Genomic DNA, 25776 nt, shown 5'->3' with positions numbered 1-25776 from the left:
GTCCTTTCTTGAAGAAAAGTGCAGCCCTTCGACAGGCTCAGGGCGAACGGAAGTTGGCGCATGACCGATTTAACTGATCTTACAGTAGCCGAAATCCGCGACGGTTTCCGCGCAGGCAACTTCTCTGCGCGCGAAGTGGCCGAAGCCTTCAACGCCAATGTCGCTGCGGCCAAGGCGCTGAACGCATTCATTGTGGAAACGCCGGAAAAGGCATTGAAATCCGCCGATGCCGCTGACAAGGCAAAGGCCGCGGGCGAAGCGCTCAAGCCGCTGTCGGGCGTGCCGATCGGCATGAAGGACCTGTTCTGCACCGAAGGCGTACAGACGACCGCCGCCAGCCATATGCTGGAAGGGTTCAAGCCGACCTATGAATCCACCGTCTCCAAAAAGCTGTGGGACGCGGGCGCGGGGATGCTGGGCAAGCTCAACCTTGACCAGTTCGCCATGGGCTCATCCAACGAGACCAGCTATTTCGGCAACGTGATCTCGCCCTGGCGGCGGGGCGGTGGCGACAATGCCGCGCTGGCGCCGGGTGGTTCCTCGGGCGGTTCTTCGGCGGCGATCTCCGCCCGGCTGTGTCCGGCGGCGACCGGCACCGATACCGGCGGTTCCATCCGTCAGCCTGCCGCCTTCACAGGCATAAGTGGTATCAAGCCAACCTATGGCCGATGCTCGCGCTGGGGCATCGTGGCCTTCGCCTCGTCGCTCGATCAGGCCGGGCCGATGGCGCGGACGGTGCGCGACAACGCGATCCTGCTGGAAACGATGGCGGGCTTCGATCCCAAGGATTCAACCTCGCTCGATCTGGCCGTGCCGCAGTGGGAAGCCAACCTGACGAGCAGCCTCAAGGGCAAGAAGGTCGGTATTCCCAAAGAATATCGTCCCGATGGCCTGAACGCGGAAATCTCCGCCATGTGGGATCGCGGCATAGAATGGCTGAAGGACGCAGGCGCCGAGGTCGTGGAGGTGTCGCTGCCGCATACAAAATATGCGCTGCCCACCTATTATATCATCGCACCTGCCGAGGCTTCCTCGAACCTCGCCCGCTATGACGGCGTACGCTACGGCCAACGGGACCTGCCCGATGGCGCGGGCCTCCAGGACATGTATGCCGCGACCCGCGCCCTGGGGTTCGGGCCAGAGGTCAAGCGCCGCATCATGATCGGCACCTATGTGCTGTCGGCGGGTTTCTACGACGCCTATTATACGCAGGCGCAGAAGGTGCGGGCGCTGATCGCGCGCGACTTCGAACAGGCGTTTGAGAAGTGTGACCTGCTGCTGACGCCGACCGCGCCGAGCGCCTCCTTCGCGCTGGGCGAGAAGCAGGCCGATCCGCTCGCCATGTATCTGAATGATGTCTTCACCGTGCCTGCCTCGCTGGCTGGTCTGCCCGCCATGGCTGTGCCGGGCGGACTGGACTCGCAGGGCTTGCCGCTGGGCTTGCAGATCATCGGCAAGGCACTGGACGAGCAGACCGTGCTGAATGCAGGCCTCGCCATCGAGGAACGCGCGGGCTTCACGGCGCGGCCGGAGAAGTGGTGGTAAGATGGGGATGAGGTCAGCAGTTGACTGGCTGACTTGGGCGGCAATCGTCTTGCCGCTTTGCGCTTTGGCGTGGTCGGCTTGGCAATATGTGGCCAATCAGCGTCGTGAGCAACGATTTCGGGAATTTCAAAAATTCCACGATCTTATGAAAGAGCTTGGGACCGCCGGAACTACTGTTTTGGGTAATGTTGCCGTGGCGTATGAGCTTCGAGAATTTCCTCAATATCGTGAGCCAATTATTCGCGCTTTGACTGAAATTGACGTCCGGGGAAGCCGGGCTGACATTCTTGAGCGTGAGTTTGCGCTGACGATAGAATATTTGGAACGCGTGAAATGACTGAATCAACCTATCGCATTCAGGGCGCAACCGGCGAGTGGGAGGTCGTGATCGGCCTCGAAGTCCATGCGCAGGTGACGAGCCAGGCGAAGCTCTTTTCCGGCGCTGCGACGGCGTTCGGCGCGGAACCCAACACGCAGGTGTCGCTGGTTGACGCAGCCATGCCCGGCATGCTGCCCGTGCCCAACCGTGAATGCATCCGTCAGGCGGTGCGCACCGGCATGGCGATAAATGCGAAGATCAACAAATGGTCGCGCTTCGATCGCAAGAATTACTTCTACGCCGATTTGCCGCAGGGTTATCAGATCAGCCAGCTCTACCATCCGCTGGTCGGCGAAGGCGAGATCGAGATTAATCTCGATGAAAAGAACCCCGACGTCACGACCAAGCGGATCGGGATCGAGCGTATCCATGTCGAACAGGATGCGGGCAAGCTGATGCACGATCAGCATCCGACGCGCTCCTATGTCGACCTCAACCGCTCGGGCGTCGCGCTGATGGAGATCGTGTCGAAACCCGACATGCGCTCACCCGTAGAAGCTGGCGCCTATCTGTCGAAGCTCCGCACGATCCTGCGCTATGTCGGCTCATGCGACGGAAATATGGATCAGGGTTCGATGCGCGCCGACGTCAACGTGTCGGTCCGTAAGCCCGGCCATGAGTTCGGCACGCGAACCGAAACGAAGAACGTCAATTCCGTCCGCTTCGTCATGGCGGTGGTGGAATATGAGGCCAGCCGTCAGGTCGATGTGCTGGAAGCGGGCGGCAAGGTCGTTCAGGAAACGCGCCTCTACGATCCGGACAAGAATGAAACGCGGTCCATGCGATCCAAGGAAGATGCGCACGACTATCGCTACTTCCCGGACCCGGATCTGTTGCCGTTGGAACTGGAAGACGCCTTCCTGGAGGAATGCCGCCAGTCCTTGCCCGAGCTGCCGGACGCCAAGCGCCGCCGGTATGAAGAGCAACTGGGCCTTTCAGCCTATAACGCCGCCACGCTGACCGCCGACGCCGACACGGCCCGCTGGTTCGAGGCACTGCTGGCTGAAGCTGCGCGTATCCAGAAGAAGAGCGAGGGCGAGGTCGCCAAGGCTTCGGCCAACTGGCTGCTGTCCGAACTGTACGGCGCTCTCAACCGCCTCGGAAAAAGCCTTGAGGACAGCCCGGTCGGCCCCGAAGAGGGCGCGGAACTGCTCGCACTGGTCGCCGATGGCACGATCAGCGGCACCATCGCCAAGCAGGTATTCGAGATCATGCTCGAAACCGGCGATCGCGCGCCAAAGATCGTCGAGGAAAAGGGCCTGAAGCAGACCAGCGACACCGGCGCGATCGAAGATGCCGTGGCCAAGGTCCTTGCCGACAATGGCGACAAGGTTGAACAATATAAGGCGGGCAAGGAAGCTCTGTTCGGCTTCTTCGTCGGCCAGACAATGAAAGCCATGCAGGGCAAGGCCAATCCCCAGGTCGTCAATGACCTCGTCCGCAAGGCGCTTGCCTAAATCGAAGCCCGCTGTCTAAACCCCTGAATGGACGCGGAAGCGGGGGCGCTTCCGTCCACAGGGGGTAAGACATGAATTTACGCGGGCTGATCGCGGGACTTGCGCTATTGGCGGCCTGCGTGCCGCTGAATGTGCAGGCCGAAACGCTGACCAACGACATGGTCGTTTCACTTGTTCAGGCGGGGTTGGGCGATGACGCCGTGATCGCCAAGATCAGGGCATCCGCCGGTCATTACGCTCTGTCGACTGACGATCTGATCGCCCTGAAAAAGCGCGGTGTGTCCGGCCCGGTCATTGCAGCCATGATCCAATCCGGCGCTGAAGGCGCGGTATCGTCCAAGGCTGTATTCTCCGCTGACTCGCCTGACCCACTGGTCCCGCACCCATCCGGCGTCTATCTGGCGACCGACGCGCGCATGGTGCGGATCGATCCCACGACGTCGAACCAAAGCAAGACCGGCGGCATATTGGGCTATGCCTTTACGGGCGGCATCGCTTCGCTCAGCATCAAGGCGGTCATCCCGAACATCACCGCACGGGTGCGCACCGGCCGAACGCGCCCGGCATTCTATTTCTACTTCGATGAGGCGACGCGCGGTCTTTCCCAGTCCGGCGGTGGGTCATTGTGGCTGTCGGGTCCGGCAAGCGCCATCACTTCTCCCAATGAATTCAGCCTCATCCGATTCGAAGTTAAGAAGGATCGTCGCGAAACACGGGTGGGCAGCATGAACCTGGCAGGCGCGAAGGCAGGGGTGATGGACAAGGACCGCATCCCCTTCGACTATGAACAGGTGACGCCCGGAGTGTTCAAGGTCACCCCCTCATCGGACTTGCCCACAGGTGAATATGGCTTCCTCTATTCGGTAAGCGCGGGCGCTGGCCCGGGCATGTGGGGCAATGGCACAGGCTCTGCACGAATTTTCGATTTCGCCGTCCACCCTTGAACGAATGGGACGCCGCCTGAGGAGCAAGCGGCGTCCCGTCCACAAGGCTGTCCCGGGGGACGAGACGGCCTCATGGCAGGTCTGGCGGGCAAAGGAGGGGTGGGCGCCCGCCAGCGTTCATTGGCATGACGTCACCATAGGATCTTTGCCGTAACCGCTGGCGTCAAAAAGCGAAGTCCATTCCAATCCTTAGCGTTCGCGGACGCATCGGCGTCACATAATCGCCGCGCAGATTAAATGGCGTGCCCAGCGAAAAGCGATTGCTGCGGCTGTCCAACAGATTGCTGAGCGACAGCGAGAATTGCAGCGGCCCACGCGAAATGCTCGCGCTCACCGCCGTATCGACATAATCGCCCTGGTCGCGCCCAAGGACAGGACCAACGCCCAGCCGCGATTTGCCGATGTATCTGGCGGACCCATTCAGGTGCAGGGTCATGCTGCCGCTTAGCCGGGTTCGATAGTCGATCGCGATCCGCGCACCAAGGTTGGCGACATTGGGCAACGTCATCGATTCGTCTGCGGCCACCAGTGCCCGGACATAGGGCGCGGCCTTTTTGAGCCGACTGTCATTATAAATAAAACTGCCATCGATGCTCAACGTCGGGAGGGGCCGCACAACGATGCGGCCTTCGACGGTAAAGATGCGTCCGTCACCGATATTGGCCGTCGCGGGCAGACCGATCCTGTCGATCACATCGGCCTGGATATCCCGCCAGTCTGTATAGGCGAAATTCCCGCTGATCGCGACCAGATCGTCACCGGAAACGCGCTTGCGGAACCCGAACTCCAGCGTCGATGCCCGGTCGTTGCTGAACCGCATCACATGCTGGTCATCCACTGCCAGCCCGCCCGGTCGAAAGCCCTGCTGATAGCGGGCATAGAGCGTCAGGCCCGAAATCGCATCGCTCAGCAGGGAAAGGGACGGCAGGAAGATCGTCTCATGCCGCTTCGCCTCCGCTTCTGCTCGCGCTATATCGGCACGGGCCAGCAGGGCGACGGGATCGACTGCCTCGCCTGACAGGCTGCTGTTCGTCAATCGACCGCCCAGGGTGGCGACCAGCCCGACCACGGGCTCAAAGGACGTCTCGCCAAAGATCGTCGCTTCCCGGATGCGATTGCGAACCCCCGTCGCAATCGCTGGAGTGCCGCTGCCGTAAAGCGGGAGGCCGGGAATAATCTCATCCCCCACGAAGCCGGAGCCGAAGGAAGCCAGCGACCGGCTCAGCTGCGATATGCTTTCCAGATAAGAGAGGCCGACGATCCAGCCGAGACCATTTTCCCTGTCCCGCGTCAGGCGGTTTTCCGTCGAAAAGATGGAAACCCGATTGTGCTGGGTGAAGAGCGCAGGCGGCGTGTAGGGCTGCGTCGCGTCATAGCTTTCGGTCAGAATGTTGCGGACATAGCCGGTCGATGACACGAAGCGCAGGTCATCCCGTTGCCTTTCGACACGCACATTGCCGAGCGCATAGTCGGAGGACGATGGTTGCGCCAAGCTGGACCTCCGGTCGAGGGGACCCGCCGTCCGATCCGCATATTGCGCATCATCCCCGTCGATCCGCTGGTAGAGCCCCGTGAGATCAAGCACCCAATCCTCATTGGGCGCATAACGCAGGGCGGCGCGGCCACCATATATATCCGTCCGATTGACGTCATTGCGTCGGCGCTGGAGATCATCGATATAACCGCCCTCGCGAACGCCGTAGCCGACAAGGCGCAGCGCCAGCCGTTCCGGAACGACCGGAACGTTCAACATCGCGGAAACATCCCCACCCGGATCGCCGTGCTGAGTGATACTGAGGCCTGTGGATAGCTGCCCGCCGATCCGTGCGAGATTGGGGGGATTGGGCACCAGACGAATGATCCCGCCCAGCGACCCCGCGCCGTACAGCGTGCCCTGCGGCCCTTCCAACACTTCGACGCCCTGCATGTCGTAAAGGCGCAGGTCGGGATCAGGCGCTGCATAGTTGAGGCGCATGTCGCCAAGATATTGCCCTGTGGTCGCCTGCGTCGGACCAGCGACGGCAGAATCGGCGATAGCGCGCAGGAACAGCTTGTTCCGACCCGGACCTGCATGGGTGGAACTCAGGCTGGCGACACGGCTCAGCAGAGTTGAGGTGCCGGCCGCACCTTCTGCGCTGGTGAGCGAGGCATAATCCAAGGTTTCCACGACGCCGGGATAGCGCGGCAACGGGACGTCGCGCTTGGAGGCGGTGACGACGATCTCGGCGGGCGGTGGCGGCTCGGGAATTGCTGACTTGGCGCGATCGGCAGCCGCGCGCGCAGGCGTCAAAGGCAGACGGACGATGCGCCAAGTGCTGCCATTTATCCGCTCGGCACGAGCATTGGTCCCGCGCAGCAGTCGGCGCAGCGCCGTCTCAACCGACAAACGGCCTTCGATCGCAGGCGTGGCAAGCCCCGCAAGCGACTGGTCCGACATGCCGATGGAGGCGCCCGTCTGACGGCCAAGCGCAACGACAGCCTCACTCAGCCGCGACGGGGGGATGCTGATCATCTGCCTGTCCGCAGCGTTCGCCGGGGATGTGGCTGCAACGGCTAAGGCAGTGACGATAAGGACGTCAGCGGATCGAGCCATCCTTTTCCTTCAGCAGCCATCCGTCACCTTGCCGCACGGCCGAAAGACCCATCAGCGGGGCGGCGGCTGCGAAAAAGCGCGGCAGGTTTTTGTCCAGCCGGATCGTGCCCGTAAACCGCGTACCGCCTGCCGCAGGCGTCGTATCCAGCTTAACCCCTAGCGATCGAGCGATGTCCGCACTGATCTGCGCCACCGGTATATTGTCGTAACTCAGCCGCCCCTCGCGCCAGCTGGCCACGCTATCGGGCGCGATGGTCATCAGCCGGACGCCGGTTGCATCGCTCGACAGCCCTCGGCCCGCGGGAAGGGTGATGGCCTGTCCTTGCGGATCGAAGATGACCTTGCCCTCCGCAACGCCGATCCGTGTCGCATTGCCGCTATGGACGATGTTGAAGATGGTGCCCGCATCCTCGAACACGGCTTTGTCCACGGTTACCCGGAACGGATCACTGCTGTCATGGTGCACGGTGAAGGCCGCCTCGCCCCCATCGAGTGCGGCGAAGCGATCATTCTCGTGATCGAGGCGCAGCGTCGAACCACCGTTCAGGTCTATGCGCGTGCCGTCGTCCAGGACGATGTTGCGCACCTCACCCGGACGGGTGGTCACGGTATAGATGTCGCTCCTCGTCCAGTTGCCGATGGAGACGGCCGCCACGATTGCTGCGGCTATCGCGCCTCCCGCAATCCAGCGTCCCGGCCGCGATCCCGGCGTTCCCGGATCATTTGCGGCGGCAGGCTTGGCTTCGGGGGCCGACATGATGGCAGCCAGTCCGGCATCCGCCGCCATCACGGCATCATAGGCTGCTGCATGCGCCGGATCAGCCTCCAGCCAGATGGTGAAGGCGTCCCATTCAGCAAAATCGGGATCGCGCGTGCGGATGGCCCATCCGAGCGCCTCCTCATGAAGCATGGCATTCGCCCCGGTCATATATTGCCCCTTACCGGGCGAGACGCCGCAGTGCCGCTCATTCCGTATCCAGCCTCTGCTTGAGGACGGTCAGCGCGCGATAAGCCTTCTGCAAGTCCTTCTCCACCGTCGTCAGGCTGACCCCCAGTTCCTCGGCGATCACTCGCTGCCCGACTCCTTCGATCCTAAATCGACGGAACACCAGTTCGACACGTGGTCCCAGTTCGCGTAGCACCTCCTGCGCGTTCTCCACGATCTCGGCCAGGATCAGCCGCTCATCAACGGCCATGTCCTCGCCCGGATCGGCCATGACGCCGCCAGCGCTCTCCGCCCAATCATGCTCCCGCTTTCCCCGGCGCGTGCTGGAACGATAACGGTCCAGCATCAGATTGTTGGCCGCGCGATACAGATAGGGCAGGGGGTCAGCGACCGGACCAACATCCCTCGCTTCCAGCTTCATCCACATGTCCTGAAGCAGGTCTTCTGCATCATCCCCCGCGCCACGCGCGCGCAGGAAGCGCAGCAGCGCTCCCCGGTTCGTCAGAAATATCGCAGATAGGCCGCTGGCCATGCCGTTGTAGGTCCAGTGCAGGTGAGGGCGCCTGAAATAGAGGGCTCAACAGGTCTTTGGCAATGGACAAGCGAACTGCCCCCGTCGGCATTGTCCTCGACGCGCCACTACTCTAGCACAAATCGGGTGAGTAACCGGAGGCAGGATGCAGGCGACCACGCAGGTTGACGTAGGGGCAGCTACAGCGACGGACATGAACCCGCAAAAATTGGAGCTGCTTGCCACATCGCTGCACGAAAAATATGTGGCGACAGGCAAGCTGCCTCATTTGCGTCTGCTTGTGTCACGCGATGAGCGGGTTCTGCTGTCGCATATCAGCGGCTTCGCGCGCGCCAGCCATGAACCCCTTGAAGGAGACTCCCTGTTCCGGATCGCGTCGATGACGAAGCCGGTCACATCGGTCGCTTTCATGATGCTGGTCGAACAGGGACTGGTCGCGCTGGACGATCCCGTGACGGATGTCCTGCCGGAATTTGCAAAGCTCTCCGTGGGACGAGATCGGGCGCCCTTAAGGCAGCCGATGCGAATGATCGATCTGCTGCGCCATACATCTGGGCTGACCTACGGCCTCCAGCGGCAGACGATGATCGACGCCGAATATCGTCGGCTCGGACTGGACGAGTTTCAGCAGAAGCGCAGTTCCGAAGAGTTCATCGCGGCATTGTCCCAACTGCCTCTGGAATTTTCGCCCGGAGAACGCTGGAATTACTCGGTCGCAACCGATGTTCTGGGCGTGGTGGTCGAACGGTTGAGCGGCCTTGATCTGGACAGCTTCTTCACTCAGCGCATCTTCCGTCCACTCGGGATGACCGACACGTTCTTCGAGTTGCCCCGCGACAAGGTGGGACGAATGACCGACGCATGGCAGCTGCGCGCCGACGGCGACCTGTCGCTCTACGATCGTGGCGCCCGCAGCGGTTGGCGACGAAGTTTGAAGCTGCGCTCCGGCGGAGGCGGGCTCATATCGACCGTGAACGACTATCATCGCTTTGCCCGGATGCTGTTGCGGGGCGGTGAACTGGACGGAACGCGCTTGCTCGAACCGCAGACCGTAGCCGCCATGTATGCAAATCACCTTCCAGGCGGGGGCGATCTTGCCCGCCATTCCTTGTCCTTGTTCAGCGAGGCGGATTATGCGGGGGTAGGCTTCGGGCTGGGCCTGGCCACTGACCTTGCGACCGGAGAATATTTTTGGGGAGGCCTATTCTCCACCTTCTTCTTCATCGACCCCATGGAAAAAATCATCGGGCTGCTAATGACCCAGCATCTGCCGTCGACCAGCTATCCGATCCGCTGGGAACTGCGCGATGGCGTGCGGGCAGCGATTGCGGCACGCAAGGCCTGAGCAGATGAGATCGGCTTCGTGTGGCATTCGGGCCGAAAGCCAAATTTGCACCTTCATGCATTGCCGCTATGCTGGTGAGCGGGGGTGAAATGCACATAATGAGGCACGAGATTGACCGCCAAGGGTAAGCCGATGCTGAAGGATGTAGGCGATCGCCCGCAAACCTATTCCAGCCCCGCCATCATCGAACGGCGCAAGCGCATTCTGCAAGAAACGCGAAAACTAATCGCTGAACAGGGCATCGCCGCCTTCAGCATGAATGAGATCGGGCACCGCGCGGGCGTTGCAAAGCGGACGCTCTATAATGCGTTCCAGACGCGGGAACGGATGATCGCGGCGGCGATCCAGGAATATTTCGACGAATATGTGAGCAATCTCTCCTATGTCAGCGCCCCTGGCACGATGGAGCATAATATCGAACGCATGATTTCCGTCCTTCAACGTAACGCAAAGCTGCGGAATTACGTGAAGGCGGTCATGTCCCTCTATTTCAGCTCCGATGTCGACCAGGATATCTGGACCGCCATCCACGCGCCCGCCGTCCACCATAATCGCAGCTGGATCGCAGCGCTCGAAGCAAAAAAGCAGCTTCAGCCATGGGTCGATGTCGATAAGCTTGTCGATGATCTGGTGCGGTTCGAATTCGCGACGATCAACGAATGGGCGCAGGGCCGCATCGGTGACGATGAAGTCATCGTCCGGCTCGTCAGCAGCTATCTGGGCTGCCTCTCAGGCGCACTGAAGGGCAATGCCCGCAAGGATGTAGAGACGCTTCTCAAGGACATCGCTGAACGGGGCGCGGACGCGATCCCCGTGCCCCATAGCGCAAAGGCGATAGCCGCTTAAACTTCTGCTTTCGGTTCACGAGGCAGAGACGGCCACCATCGACCAAGCATTTCCCCTTGGGTCTGGGGGAGAGGGGGATGGCGGAAAATGGTGAGCCCTGCTGGATTCGAACCAGCGACCTACTGATTAAAAGTCAGTTGCTCTACCGACTGAGCTAAGGGCCCTCTCGTGCGAGGTCCGCACGCACTAGAGGCCGTTATGCGACTGGTCAACCTCTAGGACGCAGCAAAACTTGTGCTTTTCGCAACCTTGCCCGCAGCTGCCGGATGGACAGGCCGGAAACCGGATCGCGCCACCCCGGTGCGATCGCGCAAAGCGGTGACAGCACGAAATCGCGCGCCCGAAATGCGGGGTGCGGAATGTCCAACGTCCTGCATTCCCAGCGCCCGCCGGACCAGAGGATGATATCGATATCGATGCTGCGCGCTCCCCATCGGCGATGGCGGCGCCGACCGAGTCCCGCTTCAATCATCTTGAGCGCGCTCAACATTGCCTTCGGTGGCAGATCGCTCTCGATCAACAAGGCGCTGTTCGCATATTCCCGCAACGAAGGCCCGATCGGCGATGACGTCAATGTCGGCGCCATCGCAAGCACCCGGCCAACCCGCTGCAAGCGGGCCGCAGCTTCCTGCACCAGTATCTTCGGCGTCCGCTTCCCCGACAGCGGCCGGTTTGACCCGAGTGCGAGCGCGTAAAGATGAAGAGTGCTTGTCTTGACCATCGCACTGCGCCTAACCGCTACGCATGACGCTGCAAAGCCCCATAGCTCATGCGGAAGCTCCGCGCGATTGCCCGCTCTGTCCGCGCCTCGTCGCTTTGCGCGAAGAATGCCGGACCCAGCATCCAGACTGGTGGAACGCCCCGGTGCCTGCCTTTGGCGATCCGCTCGGCCGCATCGTCATCGTCGGCCTGGCTCCGGGCAAGCAGGGGGCCAATCGCACCGGCCGGGCCTTCACGGGCGATTTCGCTGGCGATCTTCTCTTCGCGACGCTGCTGAATGTCGGTCTGGCCCAAGGCGTCTATGAGGCACGGCCCGATGATCAGCTCGTCCTGAACGACGCCATCATCCTCAATGCCGTGAAATGCCTCCCGCCCCAGAATAAGCCCGTGCCGCAGGAAGCACATAATTGCCGCATATTCCTGAAGTCCGCCGTGGAAGCACTGCCCAACGCACGGATATTCATCGCGCTTGGCGAAATCGCGCATCAATCGGTCGTGAAGGTGCTGGGCGGCAAGCTCCCAAAGGCGCGCTTCGCCCATATGGCGGAACATCGCATGCCCAGCGGCAAGATCGTCCTCGACAGCTATCACTGTTCCCAAAGAAACATAATGACCGGCCGCCTGACGAATGAGATGTTTGCGGCCGTTTTCGAAAGGGCAGTGGCGCTGCTCTGACGCCGACCGTTCAGCTTATCAGATAGTCGAGATAGGCGCCTTCCGGCGGCCCATCCAACGCGGCCATCATCGGCCCGAACAGCCCCTTGTCCAGCATCGGTCCCGCCGCCTTGTGCGCTTCGACATCAGCCCAGCGCTCGATAAAAACGAAGCGGCGTTCATTCCCCAGGTCGCGCAGCATCTCGACACCCTCGCAACCCGGCAGCGGCCGGACGGCGGCGGCAAGCGCGCGAAGGGCAGTTTCCAGCGCCGCGTCCGATCCTTCTTTTGCGTGCATCACATAATGGCGTGCGACCGTCATGGCGTCATTCTCCCAATCAAATGTCTTGTGCGATCCGGGAATAAAGCTCCGGTCGCCGGTCGCGGAAGAACCCCATGCCGGCCCGATGCTTGCGCGCCTGGGCGAGATCGATCGTAGCGACCAGAGCGCCATGATCCTTGGCATCGGCTTCCGCCGCGAAATCGCCCCACTCATCGCTGATGAAACTGTGGCCGTAGAATTTCTGACCTTCCTCGTCGCCAATCCGGTTCGCCGCGATGACCGGCATGCAATTGCTGACGGCATGGCCGATCATGGCCCGGCGCCACATGCGGCTAGTGTCCAGATCCGCATCATAGGGTTCAGATCCGATCGCGGTAGGGTAGAAGAGCAGTTCGGCCCCCATCAACGCCATGACCCGCGCCGCTTCCGGATACCATTGGTCCCAGCAGATGCCGACGCCGATCGTGCCGTAGCGCGTCTCCCAAACCTTGAACCCGCTGTTGCCGGGACGGAAATAATATTTTTCCTCATAACCCGGGCCGTCCGGAATATGGCTCTTGCGATAGACGCCCATAATCTCGCCTTCATCGTCGATCATCGCGAGCGAATTATAATGATGCTGGCCGTCGCGTTCGAAAAAGCTGGTGGGAATGTAGACGCGCTCCGCCTTTGCCACCTTGCGCATCTCGGCCACGGCGGGATGTTCGCCGATCGGCTTGGCATTGGCGAACAGGGCCTCATCCTCAACCTTGCAGAAATAATGCCCTTCGAACAGTTCGGGCGGTAGGACGATCTTCGCACCTCGTGCCGCTGCCTTCACCACATGGTCGGACACCATGGCGACATTGTCGACCAGATCCTCTGAAAAGGCGAGTTGAAGGGCGGCAACGGTGACTTTGGTCATATCCTCGATGGTCCTAGAGGCGAATGCCCAACCGGGCGGTGACGGCGACGGTTGCGAGATAGAGAAGGATCGTCATTGCGCAACCGGCGATCAATGCTGGGGGAAAGGAAATGCCCCGCCGCAGCAGCGCGGGGATCATCAGGAACATGGGCAGGGACGACAGGACATAGTAAAAGGTCGCCTCCGCATGCCGCGCCATATTCTCTGCATCTGGCTTGTCATTCCACAGCCATATCATCCCCAGAACCGAAATCAGGGGCAGGGACGCGATCAACGCGCCAAGCGCCGGGTAGCGCCGGGATACGACAGACACGATGGCGATGATGACGCCCGACAAAAGCGCGCGTATCGCCAGCATCCCGCTCATCACGCGGACGGCATCTGCTGGCTGCAACAATGGAAACTGCCGCCGCCCGACAGGATGGCGTCGCTGCGGAGCCCGATGATCTCGCGATCGGGGAAGAACGACTTGATCGTGGCCAGCGCCGCCTGATCATTGGGCTGGCCATAGACGGGCACGATGACGGCAGCGTTGCCGATGTAGAAATTCATGTAACTGGCGGGGATCGCTTCGCCATCCACCAGCACGCGGCCGGGGGAGGGGATGGACGCCACCTCGATGCCGAACGCCTTTGCGCGGGCGCGGGCATCGGCATAGATGGCGGCGTTCGGATCATCATCCGTGCTTGCTTCGGGCAGCGCGAGCACACCCGGCGCGACAAAGCGCGCCAGATTATCCACATGGCCGTCCGTATGGTCGTTCAGCAACCCGTCGCCCAGCCACAGCATGTCGGATAGCCCCAGCGATCCCGCCAGCAGCGTTTCGATCTTTCCGCGATCCAGGTCAGGGTTGCGATTGGGATTGAGCAGGCATTGCTCGGTCGTCACGAACAGGCCAGTGCCATCCGTGTCGATGGCGCCACCTTCGAATATCCAATGCTGCGAGGATGTCGCCAACCCGGTGGTCGCGGCCAGACGCGCACCGATATCTTCATCGCCCGACATCTGATATTTGCCGCCCCAGCCATTGAAGCCGAAATCGACCAGAGCCCGCTCGCTTCCGCGCATCACCGCGATCGGCGCTGTGTCTCGCAGCCATACGTCGCCCAGCTTCTGGACGACGATCGTCACATCCGGTCCAGCCAGCGATCGCGCCACTTCCGCGTCGCCCTCGTTGGCGCAGACCAGCCGCACTTCTTCGCCCTTGCCATCGGCATGAAGCGCCCGGGCAAAGGCAGCGATCTGCACCCGCGCATCTTCGAACGCGTCCGGCCATTCCTCCGGATAAGTGGGAAAGCCGATCCAGGTCCATTCATGCGGCGCCCATTCGGCAGGCATACGGAATGTCATCGGCTTTCTCCTGCTGAGATGGCGTTGTCCCCTGCGCTCTACAGGATTGAGGTCGGTGTGACAGCGCCAAATTCAACGGCGTCAGCCCATTATCTGCGCGGTCCACTGATCGAGCAACTTGAATCCCAAGGCTACCTCGAAACTCAGTCCCACATAATCATCCTCACGCCAGCGGACTGTGGCGTCCCGTTTTCCGAGCCCTTCGACGATCACCTGCACCTTCATGTTTTCTCGCAGCTGATCCGCTTCGTCGAGAAGCTTGATCCCAAATAGCGAAATGTCCTGCATAGTGCAGGAATGCATGCCGGTGATCGTCGCCACGGTGACCGGCATGACAATGTTCAGCCGGACTGCTTCCCGCTCGCTGCGGCCCTGCCTTTGTTCCGCGATGATGGTCGATATGGCGATATGCTCTTCGAACAGCAACGACACATGATCGCCCATGTTCATGCCGACGACCGCCGAAACGGAAAACCCGTTGCGCAGGCCCAGGTTGACGCTCTCGCCCGCCTTCATTGGCAGACTTGTTCGCACGAGCGCTTCACGCGGTGACAGTGAATGGACGACGCACAGGCATTCCTTGTGCGCCGTCACCAACTTGCCCACATGCAAGATTGTGACTGACTTATTGACTTCCACGACCCATCCCCATTTTTTTATCGTTACGTTTCCGATTCTTCGGACCCTTTGGTCATAGGGATCAAGTTTCCGTAAGGGAAACAATTAACTGGCTGGCCTAATTTGATAATGGGGCGAGCGCGCGCAGATCGATATTCTGCGTCGGATCGGACAGAAAATAGCGCGTCGGTCGCGCTCAATGATGCTGATGGCTGGCTCGACTTTCGTCCCGGATAGCGCGGAATTCGTCCCCTGCCATCCAGTTCGGCCACTCGGTGGTGTTCGCCAATGCCCTGCCAACCTCGTAATAAAGTTTTAGGTCAGCCTTCACGCCGCTCCAGTCCCATTTTGGATCATATTCGTCCTTTGGGCTGTGGTAACGATGGTCCTCATAATCCTTGGCCGCTGCGGCGCCCGCTTCAATCCCGCCCTTCGCCAGGTCTTGCCCACCTTCGAAATAGAGCATCGGCACGCCATGTTTGGCGAAACTGAAATGGTCGGATCGGTAGTAGAATCCTTTTTCCGGCGTAGGCTCCAGGCTGGCTACACGCTTCTGCGCGGCCAGGGCACGATCCAGATAGGCGTCCAACTGCGATTTGCCCTTGCCGATCACCACGACGTTTTTCGCCAGCCCTGCCATGCTGAGCGCGTCCATGTTGACGCCGCCCACTGTCTGCTTCAGCGGAAAGACGGGGTGGTCCCCATAATAGGCTGATCCCAGAAGCCCGGACTCCTCCGCAGTCACCGCCAGGAAAACCTGACTACGCGCGCTCGGCCCCGCTTTCACATTCGCCTCCGCCAGCGCAACCAGCGCTGCGGTCCCGGTCGCATTGTCGATGGCGCCGTTGCAGATGTCGTCGCCATCGGGCGCGGCTTCGCAGCGGCCAAGATGGTCCCAATGCGCCGCATAGAGCACATATTCATCAGGCCGGGTCTTGCCCGGCAGCAGAGCCACGAGATTCTTGGACATGTGCTTGCGGATGGCATTGTCAAAGGAAACGTTCGCCTTGATGCCTTTCAGTGGCACCGCCTTGAACCCGCGCTTCTTCGCCGCCGCGCTCAATCTATTCAGATTAAGACCCGCACTCGCCATCAGCGCCGCAGCCTTGTCCTTCTGCATCCACCCAATAGCCGCCGATTGTTTCGCATTGCCATCTGCGCTGTCCGCGACATGCTGCGCCCCGGTCCAGCTCGATTGAACGACGTTCCAGCCATAGGCGGCGGGCATAGTGTCATGAACGATGATCGCGGCCGCCGCGCCCTGCCGCGCGGCCTCTTCGAACTTATAGGTCCAACGGCCATAATAGGTCATGGCGCGGCCGTTGAACGGCCCGCTCAGGCTCGGGCTCTGATAATCCGGATCGTTGACCAGAATGATGACCGTCTTGCCTCGGACATCCGCCCCGGCATAGTCGTTCCACTTCTTTTCGGGCGCTTTGATGCCATAGCCGACGAATACGACCGGGCTATCCTTGACCTCGATATGCGGCGCAGCCGTGCGGTATGTGGCGATCACCATCTGTGATCCATAATCGGCCGAAACCGGCCCCTTGCCGCCAGTGAAACGCAGCGGCGAAACATTCTTCGCCGCGATCTCGACCAGCGGGACATCCTGGAACCAGCTTCCCTTGTTGCCCGGCTTCAGCCCGATCGCCTCGAACCGCCGCACCAAATAGGAAAGCGTCTTCTCCTCCCCCGCAGTCCCCGGCGCCCGCCCTTCATAGGCATCCGACGAAATTTCTTTCACCACTTCCTTCATGGTATCGATCGACGGACTTATGTCCGATGGGGCAGCCGCCGCGGCACTGCCAGCAACTACGGCCATCAGCGAAATTGAAATAAACAGACGCATCGCAACAGCCTTGAAAAGGGAAGGGCGCAGCATTTCTGCCAGCAGCCCTCCCACGGGACAAGGTTTGTTGAACAAACAAAAAAGGCGGCCCCAAAGGACCGCCTTTCCGTACATTATGACCCTGATGGATCAGCGCGAATAGAATTCGACGACCAGATTGGGTTCCATCTTCACCGGGTAGGGCACTTCGTCCAGCGACGGGACGCGGACATAGGTGACCTTGGCAGCGCCATCGGGCGACACATAATCAGGGATGTCGCGCTCAGGCAGGCTCTGTGCTTCCAGAACCAGCGCCATTTCCTGCGCCTTCTTGCCCAGGGTGATTTCGTCGCCCGGCTTAACCAGACGGCTTGCGATGTTGCACTTCACACCGTTCACATAGACGTGACCGTGCGAAACCAGCTGACGCGCCGACCAGATGGTGGGCGTGAACTTGGCGCGATAGACGACGGCGTCCAGGCGGCGCTCCAGCAGACCGATCAGGTTCTGGCCGGTGTCACCCTTCATGCGGGCGGCTTCGGTGTAGTTCTTCTTGAACTGCTTTTCGGTGATGTCGCCGTAGTAGCCCTTCAGCTTCTGCTTAGCCTTGAGCTGGATGCCGTAGTCGGACATCTTGCCCTTGCGTCGCTGGCCGTGCTGGCCGGGGCCATATTCACGCTTGTTGACCGGGCTCTTCGGGCGACCCCAGATGTTCTCGCCCATGCGACGGTCGAGTTTGTACTTCGCGCTGGAACGCTTCGACATGATAATTCCTTACAATCGCTAACAACGTCATTCCCGGTCCTCGCCTGCTTGCCATAAAGGGGCAGGGCCGCCGCTTCACCGGGGTGCGGGGCCAATCACGAAGGCGCGCCTATGGAGAAGGCAAAGTGGCATGTCAACCCTCGACAGCCGCCCTCGGCGCGCCTAGTCAGCGTCGCCATGGACCCCGAAACCTACACCAGCATGGCGCAAGTCCGGACCGGCGTGGATGAAATCGACCGTCAGCTAGTTGCGCTGCTGGCTCGACGCTTCGCCCACATGCGCGCGGCAGCCCGTATCAAGCCAGACAGAAGCGCCGTCCGCGACGAGGCTCGTAAGGCGGAGGTCATCGACAATGTTCGCGCTGAAGCTGCTCGTCTAGGCGTTCCCGCTGACATTCTCGCCGCTTTGTGGGACCAGTTGGTTGAAGCTTCGATCGCCTATGAAATGAAGGAATTCGATCGCCTCAAGGCTTAGCGTGATCGCGGATTGCTCAAGGCGGAAAGTACGCCGCGCAGCGTCCGCACCTCCAGATGGTTCCAGCCGGGCTTCGTCAGCAGGTTCCGCAACGTTCGCTTGGTCGCGGGTGCCCGATCGGGCGGGAAGAAATAGCCCGCTCCTTCCAGCAAAGTTTCGAACTGGTTTATCATCCCTTCCAGTTCCGCCTGTGGCGCCGGTTTGCCAAGGTCGACGACCGTCGGCTGTTCCAACTGAGCCGGTTTCGACCATTCATAGGCGCACAGGATGACCGCCTGCGCCAGGTTCAATGATCCGAATTCCGGATTGATCGGCACGGTCACGATCTTGCGCGCGAGCGCCACATCCTCCGTTTCAAGCCCTGACCGCTCCGGCCCGAAAACATAGGCCGCCTTTCCCGTAGCCTCGTGAATTTCGCGTGCCGCTTCTTCCGGCGTCACTACCGGCTTGGTCACGCCCCGCTTGCGTACCGTGGTCGCATAAACGTGCGAACAATCCGCGACGGCGTCGGCAAGGCTTTCAAAAACCTCCGCCTTGTCGAGCACGACATCGGCTCCCGCCGCCGACGGACCAGCATCAGGATTTGGCCACCCATCGCGCGGGCTGACCAGCCGCATGTCGGTCAGCCCGAAGTTCAGCATAGCCCGCGCGGCCTTGCCAATATTCTCGCCGAGTTGCGGGCGCACGAGGACGATGACGGGGCGGGGTGCTGAAGGCTCTGACATTATCCCGTTTGCTCTGAAAAATGGCCGAGCTTATCGCAGCTCGATATCGAAGGACTTTTGCGAAGTGGCGAATGGGAAGTTGGGCTGACTGCCCTCACTCACTCCCAACCTCTTTCACCGAGCCCGCGAAATCCTCGAAGTCCTGAGCATCGGTGAAGTCCTTATACACGCTGGCGAAGCGAATATAGGCGACGCTGTCGAGCCGTTTGAGGCCTTCCATCACCATCTCGCCGATCGCGCGCGCTGGCACTTCGCCGTCGCCGCTGGTTTCCAGCTGCCGCTGAATACCGGAGATGAGCTTTTCCAGCCTGCTGGGATCGATCTGCCGCTTCCGACAGGCGATGTCGATCGAACGAGCCAGCTTGTCGCGATCGAACGCTTCCTTACGTCCCTCGCTTTTCACCACCCAGATGTCGCGCAACTGGATGCGCTCGAAAGTGGTGAAACGGGCTCCACAAGCTTCGCACTGTCGTCTGCGGCGAATGGCGGCACCATCTTCGGTGGGGCGGCTGTCCTTTACCTGACTGTCGTCATGAGCACAGAAGGGGCAACGCATTCAGCAATAAGCTCCGTTCATTTTCCGGATGAGTCGAGACACGAAATGGCACAGCCGCCGCGCCTCGACCACCCCTGACAGAAGGAAGCTATCAGCCTTCGTAGATCGGGAAGCGGGCGCAGAGTGCCGAGACGCGATCGCGCACATTGGCTTCGACCGAGGCGTCGCCATGCTCGCCATGATCGCGGAGCCCTTCCAGAACGTCAGCGATCATGTCGCCGATCGCTTCGAACTCGGCGACGCCGAAACCGCGCGTCGTACCGGCGGGCGAACCCACGCGGATGCCGCTGGTCTTGGTCGGGGGCAGGGGGTCACCCGGCACGCCATTTTTGTTGCAGGTGATGAAGCTGCGCTCCAGCGCCTCGTCGGCATCCTTGCCCGAAATGCCGTAGGGACGCAGATCGATCAGCGCCAGATGCGTGTCCGTGCCGCCCGAAACGACGGCAAGGCCGCGCTGCTCCAGCTTGCCCGCCAGCGCCTTGGCATTAGTGACGATCGCCTGCGCATAGGTCCTGAACTCGGGCCGCAGCGCTTCGCCGAAAGCGACCGCCTTGGCCGCGATAACGTGCATCAGCGGGCCACCCTGAAGGCCGGGGAACACTGCCGAATTGATCTTTTTCGCAATGGCTTCGTCATTGGTCAGGATCATGCCGCCGCGCGGGCCGCGAAGGGTCTTGTGCGTGGTCGTGGTGACGACATCGGCAAAACCGAACGGCGTCGGGTGCGCGCCACCGGCGACGAGGCCAGCGAAGTGCGCCATATCGACCATCAGCAACGCGCCCACCTTGTCCGCGATCGCGCGGAACCGGGCGAAGTCGAGGTGACGGGGATAAGCCGATCCGCCCGCGATGATGAGCGTTGGCTTGGCTTCGATCGCCTGGGCTTCGAGGGCGTCATAGTCGATGACGTGCGTATCCTCGCGTACGCCATACTGCACGGCGTTATACCATTTGCCCGACAGCGCGGGCTTTGCGCCATGCGTCAGGTGGCCGCCAGCGTCGAGCGACAGGCCCATGATGGTGTCGCCCGGCTTGGTCAGCGCGAGCATCACCGCGCCATTCGCCTGCGCGCCCGAATGGGGCTGCACATTGACGAAACCACAGCTGAAGATCTGCTTGGCGCGGTCGATCGCCAGCTGCTCGACCTCATCCGAAGGCGCGCAGCCCTGATAGTAGCGCTTGCCCGGATAGCCCTCTGCATATTTGTTGGTGAAGACGCTGCCCTGTGCCTCCAGCACTGCTTTCGAGACGATATTCTCGGATGCGATCAGCTCAATCTGGTTCTGTTCGCGCTTCAGTTCCTTGGTGATGCCAGCGAAGACCGCCGGATCTGCATCGGCCAGGTTGCGCGTGAAATAGCCTTCGGCGCGGATATCGGAGAGGTCGGGCTGGGCGAGGGTGGCGGTGCTCATAGGGCTGGCTCCTTAAAGCGCGGGCTGGGAGAGTTTTTCGACACGGCCATAATGGCGGCCACCGCCGAATTCGGTGGAAAGAAAGGCGGTGACGCAGGCCTTGGCCATGTCCACCCCGGTCAAGCGCGCGCCCAGGGCAAGGACGTTCGCGTCATTATGTTCGCGGGATAGCGCCGCCGACAATGGTTCCGACACTAGCGCACAGCGGCACGCGGGATTGCGGTTGACCGCGATGGAAATGCCGATGCCAGAACCGCACAGCGCTATGCCACGCTCGGCCGCGCCGGATGCGACGGCGCTGGCGAGCTTGTACCCGAAATCGGGATAATCCACGCGGTCGGCGGTAGCGGGGCCAAGATCATGAACCTCATGACCTTCATCACGCAACCAATCGGCGAGTTCGGCCTTCAGATCAACGGCGGCATGATCGGAAGCAAGGGCGATTTTCACGGCGAAATTGTCCTGTCACGCAAAAGGTGATTCGTTTCCCGCGCCTCTTAGGGGCAGAGGCTGCCAATTGCCACAGTCCAGCTGGCCGCTTATGGCCTGCTTCATGGCATCGACAATATTATCCATTCTCATGCTCGCGGGACTGTTTCTCACGGGCGGCGGCATCTACGCGATCGTGAAGAAGGGCGATCGCAAGCGTGGCGTCCTGATGATCATAGCCGGACTGGTCATGTTCGCCAATGTCGCGATTTCCGCTATCCCCGGCCCTGATGTGCCTATGCTGGAACGCCAAAACCACTGATCAGGCGCGCAGCGCCATCGCCGCCAAAAGATCGGTTTGAGTCACCATCCCACGCAGCTGTCCCTCGCCATTCACGACAATGGCTTCATGCGTCAGTCCACTCGTCAGCGGCCGGAGCAACTGCGAGACTGGTGTATGTTCCGACACGAGCAGCGGCTCCGACGCAATGTCGCGGGCCGTCTCACCTGCCCGCGAAAGATCGAGTGGACCGACCAGACCTTGAACGCGCCCAGCATCATCCAGCACCGGCAGCGACAATAGGCGCCGGTCATGCAGCATTTCGGCCGCCTCGGCCACGGACTGGCTTTCATGAATGGACAGGATGTCGCGTGACATGATCTCGCCGCACGTCAGCGTGGCATGGCTGCGCTCGGCCGCGCGAACCTCCGCATCATGCAGCACGACCTGCAAGTCGGCGGCGTTGACGTCGAGAACATCGCCATAGGCCTGCAATGCTTCCTCGACATCCTGTTCGGACGGCGGCGTTCGCAGCAAAGGCGCCGGATCATTCGTCCCATGTGCGCTCGGAGCTTTGGGCGCGACATGGGGATAGCTGTGCCCCGCAATCCGGTGAAAGATTATCGCCACCGTCACCAGCAGCGCGGTGTTCAGCCCTACCGGGATAAAAGCGAACATATAGCTCGGCGCACCGTTAGCCGCGCCCAACACGACCGAAAGTGCGACTGCGCCGCCCGGCGGGTGTAGGCAGCGCAGCAGGGACATGCCCCCAATGGCGCAACCTACCGCCAAGGCAGCAGCCACCGTAGGATCAGGGATCAGTCGCGCGACAGTAATCCCGATCAGTGCCGATATGACGTTACCGCCGAAAACGGACCATGGCTGCGCAAGCGGGCTTGCCGGCACGGCGAACAACAGCACCGCCGAAGCGCCCATCGGGGCAACCAGCAACGGATGCGCTATGCCGTTCCCCAGCATCAGGCCGCAAAGCAATCCGGTGATCGCGATCCCGCCGATCGCACCGCTTGCCGCTTTCAACCGGTCGAAAAATCCCGGCCCGGGCGGCGCAGGTATGAAGGCGCTGTAATAGCGGCTCCATATCAGGCGAACGTCGTTGTTCTTCTCGTCACTCATGGCCCGCCGCCGCTAGTCGCGGCGACCGCGCAGGCCAAGATATATTTTCTTGATAGCTGATTTGGCCGGAAACAAAGAAGGGCCGCGTTGCGAGCGGCCCTTCTTCACAATCGGTAAAGCGTCTCAGCGGATCGGCGAGTCAGGCGACAGGCGCATGTCGAGATAATTGTCGACCGACTTCATCAGCTGATCCAGCTCATGTTCGAAAAAGTGGTTCGCGCCACGGATTTCGTCATGATGGATGGTGATGCCCTTCTGCGTGCGCAGCTTGTCGACCAGCTTCTGCACGGCGTTGGCGGTCACGACCTCATCCGCTGTTCCCTGCACGATGATGCCGGAAGCAGGGCAGGGCGCTAGGAACGAGAAGTCATACATGTTCGCGGGCGGCGCGACCGAGATGAAGCCGCGTATTTCCGGACGGCGCATCAGCAGTTGCATGCCGATCCATGCGCCGAACGAGAATCCTGCGATCCAGGTGGTTTGCGCCTCGGGGTGGAAGCTCTGAACCCAGTCCAACGCCGCAGCGGCATCGCTCAGTTCGCCGATGCCATTGTCGAAAGTACCCTGGCTGCGGCCAACGCCCCGGAAGTTGAAACGCAAAACGGCAAAGCCGCGCTTCACAAAGGTCTTGTAGAGCGCTTGCGTGATGCGGTCGTTCATCGTGCCGCCACCCTGCGGATGGGGATGCAGGATCATCGCGACCGGTGCGCGGGGACGGGGCGGAGGGCTGAAACGGCCTTCGAGGCGGCCTTCGGGTCCGGGGAAAATAACGTCGGGCATGGCACCTGTTATGGTTCTGGCCGCCACCCGGAGAAAGGAGGTCGGCGGTTGGATGCGGGCGCGCGAAAGCCAGTGCTGGCGTTGCGCGGCAGACCGCCTATATAGAAGCCACCGCCATTTTCGCAATCAATGAGTAACATCGCCTCGTGGCCCTTGATCGCCTTTATCTGGACCACGCTGCGACAACCCCCATGCTGCCGCAGGCGAAAGCGGCCATGCGGGAGGCCATGGACCTGTGGGCAAATCCATCCAGCCCGCATGCGGAGGGACGGGCGGCCCGTGCTGCCCTGGAGGATGCCCGATCGCGGATCGCTGCTGCCTTGGGATGGAAGGGGCATGTTCTGTTCACATCGGGCGCGAGCGAGGCGATCGTCATTGGCCTGACGCGAGCAAAGGCCGCCCATATTTTAACGTCTCCGGTAGAACATGATTCGGTTCTCCGCGTGACGCCTGAGGCCGCACGGCTGAAAGTCACCGCAGAAGGCGCCGTGGCGCTTGCTTCAACTACATTTGGTCCCGGTACGCTCCTTGCCATCCAGCATGTGAATAATGAAACCGGCGTCATTCAGCCGCTCGAAGCATTGGACCGTCAGGGGTCGATCCTCTTTGCCGACTGCGCCCAGAGTGCAGGCAAGCTCCCCCTGCCTGACGCGGACATGATCGCGATCAGTGCCCATAAATTCGGAGGGCCGCCCGGAGTGGGCGCGCTTCTCGTCCGGGATTTGGCGCTACTACAACCCAGTGGTGGTCAGGAACAGGGCTATCGGTCCGGCACTGAAAACCTCCCCGGCGTTCTTGCCATGGCTGCTGCTCTGGAAGATCGCCCTGACTGGTTGCCGGAAGCTGCGCGGCTGCGGGAGCGGCTAGACCAAGCCATCGAGGAAACGGGCGGCGAAATCGTTGCACGCGCCGCACCTCGTAGCCCTGCGATTGCCAGCTACCGCATGCCCGGTGTTTCAGCCCGCGCCCAACTCATTCAGTTCGACCTGGCCGGAATTTCCGTTTCGGCGGGCAGCGCATGCTCATCCGGATCGCTCAAGACCAGCCATGTCCTGCACGCCATGGGCTGGGCCGAGACGGCGGCGGGGGAAGTCATACGGGTCAGCTTCGGTCCTTCGACCAGCGACGCCGACATCGACCGCTTCCTGGACCAATGGACAAGGATGGCGAGCAGGCGGCCATGACCATCTATCTGGACTATCAGGCCACGACGCCGCTCGCGCCAGAGGCCTTTGACGTCATGGTCCCCCTTCTGCGCGACCAGTTTGCTAACCCCCACAGCGCCCACCGCTTGGGGCGAGCCGCTGCGGCGCAAGTCGAGCTGGCGCGGGAAGAAATCATCAGGCTGTTGCCCGAGGGAGGGCGGCTGATCTTCACATCGGGCGCGACCGAAGCGCTGAACCTCGCCATTCTCGGGGCGCCCGTCGGCGACATAGTGACGCTGGCGACCGAGCATGCCGCCGTTCTTGATACGGTGTCCGCGCTCGGAACCAAGGGACGACGTGTCACGATCCTGCCAGTCGGCTGCGACGGCCTGATCGACCTGGATGCAGCGGAAGCCGCGATCAAGCCCGGCGTGGGACTCGTCGCTGCGATGCTGGTGAACAATGAGATCGGCGTCATTCAGCCCGTGGACAAGATTGCCGCCCTTGCTCACCGCGCGGGGGCGCTGTTCCTCTGCGATGCGGTGCAAGGCTATGGCCGCGTCCCGATCCCCGACAGCTGCGACATGATCGCCATAAGCGCCCACAAGATCCATGGGCCGAAGGGCGTGGGCGCCCTCTGGATACGAGACGAGGTGAAGTTGGAGCCCGTTATGTACGGCGGCGGGCAAGAGGCGGGCCTGCGATCAGGCACGCTATCGCCTGCCTTGTGCGCCGGTTTCGGCGTCGCCGCTCGGTTGATGCGGGAAATGGCGGAGCAGGACAAAGCCCATGTAGAGGCGCTATGGCGACAGGCGCGCGAACTGTTCGACGCATGGACCCTGAATGGCAGGGCGGAGGTGCGCTACCACGGCAATCTCAATCTTCGCCGCGACGGGATCGATGGCGCCCGGCTGTTGTCGGAATGCCGTGAAGTCGCATTTTCGCTGGGAAGTGCTTGCGCGAGCGGCTCCGGGCGGCCAAGCCATGTCTTGCGCGCTATCGGATTGTCGGACCGCGAGGCGCGTGGATCGGTGCGGATCGGCTTTGGCCGCTACACGACACCGGCCGAACTGGAGAGCGCCGCAAAGATAATGAACGACGCGGCAGCCGTACAAGCGGCGCCGTAGCCA

Annotated in this window: 27 protein-coding genes, 1 tRNA gene and 1 pseudogene; 11 read left to right on the top strand and 18 right to left on the bottom strand. The window is 61.4% G+C overall.

The genetic code is table 11. The features are described from left to right. Positions 1-60 precede the first annotated feature (60 nt). From gatA to ACZ5U1_RS04995, 4 genes are all read left to right on the top strand, one after another. Positions 61-1545, top strand: a complete 1485-nt coding sequence (gatA, locus tag ACZ5U1_RS05010; RefSeq protein WP_464779629.1) for an Asp-tRNA(Asn)/Glu-tRNA(Gln) amidotransferase subunit GatA — start codon at positions 61-63, stop codon at positions 1543-1545. Between the two features lie 7 nt (positions 1546-1552). Next, a complete protein-coding gene (locus ACZ5U1_RS05005; protein WP_464779628.1) occupies positions 1553-1882 on the top strand; it encodes a hypothetical protein in 330 nt (109 codons plus the stop codon). Continuing rightward, on the top strand, positions 1879-3381 hold the full coding sequence (gene gatB / locus ACZ5U1_RS05000) for an Asp-tRNA(Asn)/Glu-tRNA(Gln) amidotransferase subunit GatB (RefSeq protein WP_464779627.1): 1503 nt from the start codon (positions 1879-1881) through the stop codon (positions 3379-3381). The genes ACZ5U1_RS05005 and gatB overlap by 4 nt, the downstream gene beginning before the upstream one ends. Positions 3382-3452: 71 nt before the next feature. Further along, the gene (locus ACZ5U1_RS04995) at positions 3453-4325 is read left to right on the top strand and encodes a hypothetical protein (RefSeq protein ID WP_464779626.1); all 873 of its coding nucleotides are present in this window, start codon (positions 3453-3455) and stop codon (positions 4323-4325) included. A 163-nt stretch (positions 4326-4488) separates the two neighbouring features. Here the strand turns inward: ACZ5U1_RS04995 and ACZ5U1_RS04990 are convergent, their stop codons facing one another. Genes ACZ5U1_RS04990 through ACZ5U1_RS04980 form a run of 3 tightly spaced genes read right to left on the bottom strand, consistent with a single transcriptional unit; the run spans position 4489 to position 8396 of the window. Then, on the bottom strand, positions 4489-6918 hold the full coding sequence (locus tag ACZ5U1_RS04990; protein WP_464779625.1) for a TonB-dependent receptor: 2430 nt from the start codon (positions 6916-6918) through the stop codon (positions 4489-4491). After that, positions 6902-7828, bottom strand: a complete 927-nt coding sequence (locus ACZ5U1_RS04985) for a FecR family protein (protein ID WP_464779966.1) — start codon at positions 7826-7828, stop codon at positions 6902-6904. The genes ACZ5U1_RS04990 and ACZ5U1_RS04985 overlap by 17 nt, the downstream gene beginning before the upstream one ends. Positions 7829-7883: 55 nt before the next feature. Next, positions 7884-8396 carry an RNA polymerase sigma factor gene (locus ACZ5U1_RS04980; RefSeq protein WP_464779624.1) on the bottom strand — a complete coding sequence of 171 codons (513 nt, stop codon included), beginning with the start codon at positions 8394-8396 and terminating at the stop codon, positions 7884-7886. Between the two features lie 145 nt (positions 8397-8541). Between ACZ5U1_RS04980 and ACZ5U1_RS04975 the strand changes: the two genes are divergently transcribed. Both ACZ5U1_RS04975 and ACZ5U1_RS04970 read left to right on the top strand, forming a co-directional pair. After that, complete coding sequence (locus tag ACZ5U1_RS04975) at positions 8542-9741, top strand: serine hydrolase domain-containing protein (RefSeq protein WP_464779623.1); 1200 nt, start codon at positions 8542-8544, stop codon at positions 9739-9741. A 111-nt stretch (positions 9742-9852) separates the two neighbouring features. Further along, the gene (locus ACZ5U1_RS04970; RefSeq protein WP_464779622.1) at positions 9853-10587 is read left to right on the top strand and encodes a TetR/AcrR family transcriptional regulator; all 735 of its coding nucleotides are present in this window, start codon (positions 9853-9855) and stop codon (positions 10585-10587) included. 88 nt (positions 10588-10675) lie between these two features. Here ACZ5U1_RS04970 and ACZ5U1_RS04965 read toward each other — a convergent pair. Further along, a tRNA-Lys gene (locus ACZ5U1_RS04965) sits at positions 10676-10751 on the bottom strand. A 44-nt stretch (positions 10752-10795) separates the two neighbouring features. Continuing rightward, positions 10796-11308 (bottom strand): 2-amino-4-hydroxy-6-hydroxymethyldihydropteridine diphosphokinase, encoded by a 513-nt coding sequence (gene folK / locus ACZ5U1_RS04960; protein ID WP_464779621.1) that lies wholly within the window; start codon positions 11306-11308, stop codon positions 10796-10798. A 23-nt stretch (positions 11309-11331) separates the two neighbouring features. Here folK and ACZ5U1_RS04955 point away from each other — a divergent pair, with 23 nt between their 5' ends. Next, positions 11332-11982 (top strand): uracil-DNA glycosylase, encoded by a 651-nt coding sequence (locus ACZ5U1_RS04955; RefSeq protein ID WP_464779620.1) that lies wholly within the window; start codon positions 11332-11334, stop codon positions 11980-11982. Positions 11983-11992: 10 nt separating this feature from the next. On the opposite strand, the gene ACZ5U1_RS04950 is transcribed toward ACZ5U1_RS04955, so the two are convergent. From ACZ5U1_RS04950 to rpsD, 7 genes are all read right to left on the bottom strand, one after another. Continuing rightward, positions 11993-12283: a putative quinol monooxygenase gene (locus tag ACZ5U1_RS04950; RefSeq protein ID WP_464779619.1), complete on the bottom strand. Its 291-nt coding sequence runs from the start codon at positions 12281-12283 to the stop codon at positions 11993-11995. A gap of 16 nt (positions 12284-12299) precedes the next feature. After that, on the bottom strand, positions 12300-13148 hold the full coding sequence (aguB, locus tag ACZ5U1_RS04945; protein ID WP_464779618.1) for an N-carbamoylputrescine amidase: 849 nt from the start codon (positions 13146-13148) through the stop codon (positions 12300-12302). A 13-nt stretch (positions 13149-13161) separates the two neighbouring features. After that, a complete protein-coding gene (locus tag ACZ5U1_RS04940) occupies positions 13162-13515 on the bottom strand; it encodes a DUF3147 family protein (RefSeq protein ID WP_464779617.1) in 354 nt (117 codons plus the stop codon). Beyond that, the gene (locus ACZ5U1_RS04935) at positions 13515-14498 is read right to left on the bottom strand and encodes an agmatine deiminase family protein (protein ID WP_464779616.1); all 984 of its coding nucleotides are present in this window, start codon (positions 14496-14498) and stop codon (positions 13515-13517) included. Before ACZ5U1_RS04935 ends, ACZ5U1_RS04940 begins: the two co-directional genes overlap by 1 nt. 81 nt (positions 14499-14579) lie before the next feature. Next, positions 14580-15137, bottom strand: coding sequence for a PilZ domain-containing protein (locus ACZ5U1_RS04930; protein ID WP_464779615.1), 558 nt, complete (start codon positions 15135-15137; stop codon positions 14580-14582). A gap of 175 nt (positions 15138-15312) precedes the next feature. Continuing rightward, positions 15313-16968 carry a M28 family peptidase gene (locus tag ACZ5U1_RS04925; RefSeq protein ID WP_464779614.1) on the bottom strand — a complete coding sequence of 552 codons (1656 nt, stop codon included), beginning with the start codon at positions 16966-16968 and terminating at the stop codon, positions 15313-15315. 129 nt (positions 16969-17097) lie between these two features. Continuing rightward, a complete protein-coding gene (gene rpsD / locus ACZ5U1_RS04920; RefSeq protein WP_449472226.1) occupies positions 17098-17712 on the bottom strand; it encodes a 30S ribosomal protein S4 in 615 nt (204 codons plus the stop codon). Positions 17713-17889: 177 nt separating this feature from the next. Here rpsD and ACZ5U1_RS04915 point away from each other — a divergent pair, with 177 nt between their 5' ends. Continuing rightward, a complete protein-coding gene (locus tag ACZ5U1_RS04915) occupies positions 17890-18186 on the top strand; it encodes a chorismate mutase (protein ID WP_464779965.1) in 297 nt (98 codons plus the stop codon). Here the strand turns inward: ACZ5U1_RS04915 and ACZ5U1_RS04910 are convergent. From ACZ5U1_RS04910 to rpiB, 4 genes and pseudogenes are all read right to left on the bottom strand, one after another. Continuing rightward, positions 18183-18974, bottom strand: a pseudogene (locus ACZ5U1_RS04910) (RNA methyltransferase); the annotation flags it as partial. The gene ACZ5U1_RS04915 and the pseudogene ACZ5U1_RS04910 sit on opposite strands and share 4 nt — an antisense overlap. A gap of 31 nt (positions 18975-19005) precedes the next feature. Beyond that, positions 19006-19467 carry a transcriptional regulator NrdR gene (nrdR, locus tag ACZ5U1_RS04905; RefSeq protein WP_196226215.1) on the bottom strand — a complete coding sequence of 154 codons (462 nt, stop codon included), beginning with the start codon at positions 19465-19467 and terminating at the stop codon, positions 19006-19008. Between the two features lie 91 nt (positions 19468-19558). After that, positions 19559-20878, bottom strand: coding sequence for a serine hydroxymethyltransferase (gene glyA / locus ACZ5U1_RS04900; protein WP_464779613.1), 1320 nt, complete (start codon positions 20876-20878; stop codon positions 19559-19561). Between the two features lie 12 nt (positions 20879-20890). Continuing rightward, positions 20891-21328 (bottom strand): ribose 5-phosphate isomerase B, encoded by a 438-nt coding sequence (rpiB, locus tag ACZ5U1_RS04895; protein WP_196226213.1) that lies wholly within the window; start codon positions 21326-21328, stop codon positions 20891-20893. Positions 21329-21431: 103 nt separating this feature from the next. On the opposite strand from rpiB, the gene ACZ5U1_RS04890 reads away from it, so the two are divergent. Next, complete coding sequence (locus tag ACZ5U1_RS04890) at positions 21432-21629, top strand: hypothetical protein (protein WP_196226212.1); 198 nt, start codon at positions 21432-21434, stop codon at positions 21627-21629. Here the strand turns inward: ACZ5U1_RS04890 and ACZ5U1_RS04885 are convergent, their stop codons facing one another. Beyond that, the gene (locus ACZ5U1_RS04885) at positions 21630-22721 is read right to left on the bottom strand and encodes an HPP family protein (protein WP_464779612.1); all 1092 of its coding nucleotides are present in this window, start codon (positions 22719-22721) and stop codon (positions 21630-21632) included. A 123-nt stretch (positions 22722-22844) separates the two neighbouring features. After that, entirely contained in the window at positions 22845-23501 is a 657-nt protein-coding gene (locus tag ACZ5U1_RS04880) for an alpha/beta hydrolase (protein ID WP_196226211.1), read from the bottom strand. 146 nt (positions 23502-23647) lie between these two features. Between ACZ5U1_RS04880 and ACZ5U1_RS04875 the strand changes: the two genes are divergently transcribed. Next, positions 23648-24685 carry a cysteine desulfurase family protein gene (locus ACZ5U1_RS04875; RefSeq protein WP_464779611.1) on the top strand — a complete coding sequence of 346 codons (1038 nt, stop codon included), beginning with the start codon at positions 23648-23650 and terminating at the stop codon, positions 24683-24685. Then, positions 24682-25773 carry a cysteine desulfurase family protein gene (locus tag ACZ5U1_RS04870; RefSeq protein ID WP_464779610.1) on the top strand — a complete coding sequence of 364 codons (1092 nt, stop codon included), beginning with the start codon at positions 24682-24684 and terminating at the stop codon, positions 25771-25773. Before ACZ5U1_RS04875 ends, ACZ5U1_RS04870 begins: the two co-directional genes overlap by 4 nt. Positions 25774-25776 lie beyond the last annotated feature (3 nt).

It is taken from the genome of Sphingobium sp. TomTYG72 (assembly GCF_055394715.1).
The sequence above is the reverse complement of the archived record's forward strand: the minus strand, read 5'-3'. Positions and strand labels throughout refer to the sequence as shown.

Excerpts from the sequence above, each read along its gene's own strand:
- ACZ5U1_RS04950 (WP_464779619.1), bottom strand. The coding sequence starts at position 12,283 with ATGACGGTCGCACGCCATTATGTGATGCACGCAAAAGAAGGATCGGAC.
- ACZ5U1_RS04940 (WP_464779617.1), bottom strand. The coding sequence starts at position 13,515 with ATGAGCGGGATGCTGGCGATACGCGCGCTTTTGTCGGGCGTCATCATC.
- ACZ5U1_RS04935 (WP_464779616.1), bottom strand. The coding sequence starts at position 14,498 with ATGACATTCCGTATGCCTGCCGAATGGGCGCCGCATGAATGGACCTGG.
- gatA (WP_464779629.1), top strand. The coding sequence starts at position 61 with ATGACCGATTTAACTGATCTTACAGTAGCCGAAATCCGCGACGGTTTC.
- ACZ5U1_RS05005 (WP_464779628.1), top strand. The coding sequence starts at position 1,553 with ATGAGGTCAGCAGTTGACTGGCTGACTTGGGCGGCAATCGTCTTGCCG.
- ACZ5U1_RS04975 (WP_464779623.1), top strand. The coding sequence starts at position 8,542 with ATGCAGGCGACCACGCAGGTTGACGTAGGGGCAGCTACAGCGACGGAC.
- gatB (WP_464779627.1), top strand. The coding sequence starts at position 1,879 with ATGACTGAATCAACCTATCGCATTCAGGGCGCAACCGGCGAGTGGGAG.
- ACZ5U1_RS04880 (WP_196226211.1), bottom strand. The coding sequence starts at position 23,501 with ATGCCCGACGTTATTTTCCCCGGACCCGAAGGCCGCCTCGAAGGCCGT.
- ACZ5U1_RS04995 (WP_464779626.1), top strand. The coding sequence starts at position 3,453 with ATGAATTTACGCGGGCTGATCGCGGGACTTGCGCTATTGGCGGCCTGC.
- ACZ5U1_RS04890 (WP_196226212.1), top strand. The coding sequence starts at position 21,432 with ATGGCATCGACAATATTATCCATTCTCATGCTCGCGGGACTGTTTCTC.
- ACZ5U1_RS04985 (WP_464779966.1), bottom strand. The coding sequence starts at position 7,828 with ATGCTTCATGAGGAGGCGCTCGGATGGGCCATCCGCACGCGCGATCCC.
- ACZ5U1_RS04925 (WP_464779614.1), bottom strand. The coding sequence starts at position 16,968 with ATGCGTCTGTTTATTTCAATTTCGCTGATGGCCGTAGTTGCTGGCAGT.
- ACZ5U1_RS04870 (WP_464779610.1), top strand. The coding sequence starts at position 24,682 with ATGACCATCTATCTGGACTATCAGGCCACGACGCCGCTCGCGCCAGAG.
- ACZ5U1_RS04980 (WP_464779624.1), bottom strand. The coding sequence starts at position 8,396 with ATGGCCAGCGGCCTATCTGCGATATTTCTGACGAACCGGGGAGCGCTG.
- ACZ5U1_RS04955 (WP_464779620.1), top strand. The coding sequence starts at position 11,332 with ATGACGCTGCAAAGCCCCATAGCTCATGCGGAAGCTCCGCGCGATTGC.
- rpsD (WP_449472226.1), bottom strand. The coding sequence starts at position 17,712 with ATGTCGAAGCGTTCCAGCGCGAAGTACAAACTCGACCGTCGCATGGGC.
- folK (WP_464779621.1), bottom strand. The coding sequence starts at position 11,308 with ATGGTCAAGACAAGCACTCTTCATCTTTACGCGCTCGCACTCGGGTCA.
- glyA (WP_464779613.1), bottom strand. The coding sequence starts at position 20,878 with ATGAGCACCGCCACCCTCGCCCAGCCCGACCTCTCCGATATCCGCGCC.
- aguB (WP_464779618.1), bottom strand. The coding sequence starts at position 13,148 with ATGACCAAAGTCACCGTTGCCGCCCTTCAACTCGCCTTTTCAGAGGAT.
- ACZ5U1_RS04915 (WP_464779965.1), top strand. The coding sequence starts at position 17,890 with ATGGACCCCGAAACCTACACCAGCATGGCGCAAGTCCGGACCGGCGTG.
- nrdR (WP_196226215.1), bottom strand. The coding sequence starts at position 19,467 with ATGCGTTGCCCCTTCTGTGCTCATGACGACAGTCAGGTAAAGGACAGC.
- ACZ5U1_RS04990 (WP_464779625.1), bottom strand. The coding sequence starts at position 6,918 with ATGGCTCGATCCGCTGACGTCCTTATCGTCACTGCCTTAGCCGTTGCA.
- ACZ5U1_RS04885 (WP_464779612.1), bottom strand. The coding sequence starts at position 22,721 with ATGAGTGACGAGAAGAACAACGACGTTCGCCTGATATGGAGCCGCTAT.